This is a genomic window from Streptomyces adelaidensis (assembly GCF_016598475.1).
In the GTDB taxonomy this organism is placed as follows: domain Bacteria; phylum Actinomycetota; class Actinomycetes; order Streptomycetales; family Streptomycetaceae; genus Streptomyces; species Streptomyces adelaidensis.
This window is the reverse complement of sequence record NZ_JAEMUX010000206.1, coordinates 1-2006: the sequence shown is the minus strand read 5'-3', so window position 1 is coordinate 2006 and position 2006 is coordinate 1. Positions and strand designations below refer to the sequence as shown.

Sequence of the window (2006 nt, the reverse complement as noted above, 5' to 3'; positions counted from 1 at the left end):
CCCACTACTCCTCGCCCCGCTCGGAGACCGCTACGGACCACTGAACCTCGCACTCACGCCCCGCAGAACACCCGCGCGGATGATCTACGACAACCCATGGGTCCTGACCCGCTCCACCCGCTACTGCCCGCCCTGCCTCGCCGGGGACGGAGATGCCATCCAGGACAGCCACGGCGGCGCCTGGCAACGCCTCTGGCGCCTCCCCGTGGTCTTCCTCTGCCTCCGCCACCAGCGCCTCCTCCAGCACGAGTGCCCCGGCTGCGGAACACCCGTCCACTCCGTCCGGACAGCCAACGCCAACGCCATCGCACGACTGTCCGACGACACGCTCCACCCCTGGCAGTGCCGCTTCCCGACCCGGCCGAAACCACAGCACCAGCCCGAAACAGCCTGCGCAACCGACCTGACCCGGTTTGATCCGCCCTCGGCGGAACCCGACACGGTCACCATGACCGTGCTCCTGCAACTCCAACAACAGCTCGTGGACCTGCTCACGGCGGGCGGCCCTGAGACGGTCATGAGTGCGGGTGCACCGGTCCCCGCCGCCCACTACTTCGCCGACCTGCGCGCCACGGTCGCCATGGTCTTCCGAACCTGGCCCGTCGCCCGCGAGTACGCCAGCACACCGCGCCTGGCCACCGCCCTCGACACGGAGTACACCTCCCGCATCGTGCAGGCCGAGCCGCTGCTCAACACCCCAGGCAAGAAGAAGACCTCCAAGCCCTACACCGCACCGCCCGCGGAGTCGCTGGCCGCCGGGGCCGTCCTGGACATCGCCTCGCAGGTCCTCCGAGCAGCCGACCCGCACGAAGCGCGAACCCGACTGGCCCCACTCGTCCAGCGCCTACGCGACGTCGACCGCGCTCTCAGCACCTGGCTTCGCCGTCCAGCCTGGATCTCGTCGCCGCTCAGGCAGGCCGTCATGGATCCCCCTTCCGTGAGCAGACCTCGCCACCGCACGAGCCGAGACAGCACTTTGACCACCCAGCCGATGTGAAGGGAGACCGAGCCGTGTTCCATCGGAGAGACAACCAAGACCCCGGACCTCATCGCGCGCTGTCAGCAGCACGCGACCGGACACACAGTGCCCGGCAGTCAGCCCCGCCCTTGGCCATCGGCCAGCCGATGCCTGTGGGCAGTGATCCAGCCGCGGGAGCGCCGGTTCATCTCCTCATAGCCGGCGGCCCACATCCCCGCATATCCCGGATGCCCGGCTTCTGCGCTCGCACGGATGTTCTCCAGAGCGATATCGAGGAAGCCCAGCAGTATGTCGGCCACCCGCCCCCGCTCTTCGGACGACAGACCGTGAACAGCAGCGAAGCGGTGGAAACGACCGAAGAGATCGCTGTCGGCTCGGGCGTCGGTAATGTCCGACGGAGCCCGCAGGGGCACCCAGTGCCGGACGGCGACCGCGATGTCGAAGAGCCGGTTCGCGGGCACGGCGAGGTCGAAGTCGATGAAGGCCGCCGCCCGGCCACCGCGCACCACGACGTTCTCCAGGCAGAGATCGGTATGGCAGACCAGATACCCCTCAGCCCCCGGCGGCAGACGTCTCCCGCGCCAGACGACCCCTTCCGGCAACTCGAAACCAACCGCCGCAGCATGCAGCGCACGCTGCATCTGAGCAACGCTGACCAACAGGCCCTCGTCCGCTGCCCAGTCCGGGAAAGGCGGCACCGCGACATCGCCGGCCACGTAGTCCAAGATCTCCCGGCCCCGCCGGTCCATCCCCAGAAACCGCGGAGCCGCCCGGAAGCCCGACCGCTCCAAATACTTCAAGAACAATCGCACTGCCTCAGCGTTCACACCCCCAGGCCGCCGCACCGTCTCGCCAACCCGCACTACCGCGCCAGCCTGGTCAACCCCGCCGGCCAGGGAGTGTTCCACCATCTCGTCGGTCACACACCGATTCTCACCCGACCCCGCACCTCCGGGGCAACAGCCACGGGTGACGACAGATGTCCTGCAAATACGACACCTATCGTGCTCAGGTGTGACTCGTCACG

2 protein-coding genes are annotated in these 2006 nt (G+C 68.4%); one reads left to right on the top strand and one right to left on the bottom strand.

The features are described from left to right. Positions 1-997: TniQ family protein (locus tag I8N67_RS41280; protein ID WP_200309449.1), on the top strand; the 997-nt coding region annotated here is incomplete at its 5' end. Positions 998-1095: 98 nt separating this feature from the next. Here I8N67_RS41280 and I8N67_RS41275 read toward each other — a convergent pair. After that, the gene (locus I8N67_RS41275; RefSeq protein WP_200309448.1) at positions 1096-1902 is read right to left on the bottom strand and encodes a phosphotransferase; all 807 of its coding nucleotides are present in this window, start codon (positions 1900-1902) and stop codon (positions 1096-1098) included. Positions 1903-2006 lie beyond the last annotated feature (104 nt).